General features: G+C 73.2%; 3 protein-coding genes and 1 pseudogene. All 4 read right to left on the bottom strand.

Annotated elements, in window-relative coordinates; genetic code table 11:
- Positions 1–230 (bottom strand): annotated as a pseudogene (locus tag Q0195_RS05070) (aspartate carbamoyltransferase); the annotation flags it as partial.
- The gene (pyrR, locus tag Q0195_RS05065; RefSeq protein ID WP_299275444.1) at positions 227–811 is read right to left on the bottom strand and encodes a bifunctional pyr operon transcriptional regulator/uracil phosphoribosyltransferase PyrR; all 585 of its coding nucleotides are present in this window, start codon (positions 809–811) and stop codon (positions 227–229) included. The gene pyrR and the pseudogene Q0195_RS05070, both read right to left, overlap by 4 nt.
- Positions 812–1,024: 213 nt before the next feature.
- On the bottom strand, positions 1,025–1,768 hold the full coding sequence (locus Q0195_RS05060; protein WP_299275441.1) for an MBL fold metallo-hydrolase: 744 nt from the start codon (positions 1,766–1,768) through the stop codon (positions 1,025–1,027).
- Positions 1,769–1,770: 2 nt separating this feature from the next.
- A partial coding sequence (locus Q0195_RS05055; protein ID WP_299275438.1) for a manganese catalase family protein occupies positions 1,771–2,591 on the bottom strand: 821 nt, incomplete at its 5' end.

Genomic DNA, 2,591 nt, shown 5'->3' with positions numbered 1-2,591 from the left:
CCCTTGGCGGCGAAGTTGATGACGTCGGCCGAGAGCCGCTTGGCGGCAGCCTCGAAGGAGATGCGGGTGCGGGTGGAGTCCTCGAAGAACAGGTTGACCACGGTGCGTCCGCGCAGTGTGGGCAGCTTGCGGATCTCGCGGGACTGCGTCTGGGCCATCTCCTCGGCGGTGTCGAGGAGGGCGACCGCGGCGTCCCGGTCGAGGTCGGCGGTGGAGAGCAGGTGCCTCATCGTGCCCCTCCCCCGGCCGGCTTGACGATGGTGACGGCGTCCTGCCCGTCGACCTCGGCGAGGCTCACCCGCACCCGCTCCTGGCGGGAGGTCGGCAGGTTCTTGCCGACGTAGTCGGCGCGGATGGGCAGCTCGCGGTGGCCGCGGTCGACGAGCACGGCGAGCTGGACCCGCGCGGGCCGGCCGATGTCGTTGAGCGCGTCGAGGGCGGCGCGGATGGTGCGGCCCGAGAACAGGACGTCGTCGACGAGGACGACGGTCGCGCCGTCGACCCCGCCGGGCGGCACCTCGGTCCGCATGAGCGTGCGGGTGGGCTGGGTGCGCAGGTCGTCCCGGTACATCGTCACGTCGAGGGTGCCGAGCGCGGCAGTGCCGCCGGCGGCACGGACCCGCTCGTGCAGCCGGCGGGCGAGCGGGGCCCCCCGGGTGGGGATGCCGAGCAGGACGAGGGCCTCGTCGGGGTCGGTGCGCTCGAGGATCTCGTGGGAGATGCGGGTCAGCGCCCGGTCGATCTCCGCGGGGCCGAGGACGGTGACGGCAGGTGGGTGGGCGCTCTCGGGCACGGCAGGGCCGTCGGACATGGCGGTCTCCTTCCCCGCCTCACGGGACGGGTCGTTAAAGGATGGGCAGGCCGCGGGCCATGCTACCGGCCCCGCGCAGCCGTCCCGTGCACCCGGCGGGGTGTGCCGCCGGTACCAGCCGGCGAGCAGCAGGACGGTGAGGAGCAGCTCCGCGACGTCACCGCCGTCGTACATGAGCCGGGCGGCCGCCTCGGCCTGGACCGTGCACCGGGCCTATGCCGGGCCTGCCGCCCGGGCCTGGCTGACGGCGGCCTCCGCGCCCTCCCGCCACGGCGCACCGTGTCCCGGCAGCACCGTCCCGGCACCAGTCCCGGCGATGACGTCGAGCGTGCGCAGGTTGAGGGCGGAGTCGGCGGTCGCCGCTCCGGCGACGATCCGGGGACCGGTCCGGGCGGTGTACGGGTCGAGCGTGACGAGGGCGTCCCCGCTGATGACGGTGTCGCGGTCCGCCAGGTGGAGGACGACGTGCCCGTAGGTGTGTCCGGGGGTCGCGAGCACCCGAGGCCGCCCGGGCAGCGGCAGCGTCGTCCCGGGCTCCAGCGCCCGGACCCCGTGGACGCCCCGTACCCACAGCGCCCCGGCCGCCGCCACCCGGAGCAGGACCGGCACGCCGGCCGGGTGCCGCACCGGGTAGGTGGCGCGCGGGTTCTCGTGGGCGTAGCGGTACGGGTGCGCCGCGAGGTGGTGGTCCGCGGGGTGTGCCCAGACGGGGAGGCCCAGTCGCTGCTGGAGCCGGCGGGCCAGCCCGACGTGGTCGAAGTGCGCGTGGGTGAGCACGAGGCCGCGCAGGTCGCGCGGGCGCAGCCCGAGACCTCGTACCGCCTCGCCGAGCTGGTACCACATCGCCGGCAGCCCGGCGTCCACCAGCGTCAGGCCGTCCTCGTCCTCGAGGAGGTAGCAGTTGACGTGGGCACGGGAGACGAGGTGGACCCCCGGCGCGACCTCCCTGACCGGCACGGCTACTCCCGCTTGAGCTTGTCCTGGACGGTTCCGGCGATCTTCTCCACCCGGTTCGGCAGGTCGGTGGTCCCGTACATCCGGGCGTCGGGACGGGTGGGCGGTGGCATCGGTGCCGAGGTCGTCGGACCGTCGTGGTAGGTGTGCTCGCCGTGTCCGTCGACCGACGGCCCGCCGGCCCACGAGCCCTCGCCGGCGTGCTCGCCGTCGGAGAAGTTCTGGTACTGGTAGGCGACCTCGGTGTGCTCCTTCTTCTTGGGGAAGTTGCTCGGTGTGGGCAGCTCCTCCAGCCCGTCGGCCTTGAGCTCCTCGATGGCCTTGAGCCACTGGTTCTGGTGCATCGTGTCGCGAGCCAGGAGGAAGGCGAGCATGTCACGGATCCCCGGGTCGTCGGTCATGTGGTAGAGCCGGGCGACCTGGACCCGACCCTGCATCTCGGCGTTGGCGTTGGACATGAAGTCCGCGAGCAGGTTGCCGCTGGCGGTGATGTACGCCCCGCTCCACGGGTTGCCGCGGGAGTCCACCGGCCGGGCGCCCGCACCCGCCACGATGGCGTGCTGCACGTCCATGCCACCGACGACGGCGGCCACGGTGTGGTCGTCCTGGACGGCCTGCCGAGCGATCCCCACCGGGGCGTCCTCGAGCAGCTGGGCGATCATGACGGCGAGCATCTCCACGTGTCCGAACTCCTCGGCGGCGATACCGAAGACGAGGTCGCGGTACTTGCCCGGGATGTGCATGTTCCAGGCCTGGAAGGAGTACTGCATCGCGACGGTGATCTCGCCGTACTGGCCGCCGAGCACCTCCTGCAGCTTGCGGGCGT

This window comes from uncultured Georgenia sp., from assembly GCF_937958535.1.
GTDB lineage: Bacteria > Actinomycetota > Actinomycetes > Actinomycetales > Actinomycetaceae > Oceanitalea.
This window is presented reverse-complemented; position numbering and strand designations above follow the sequence as displayed.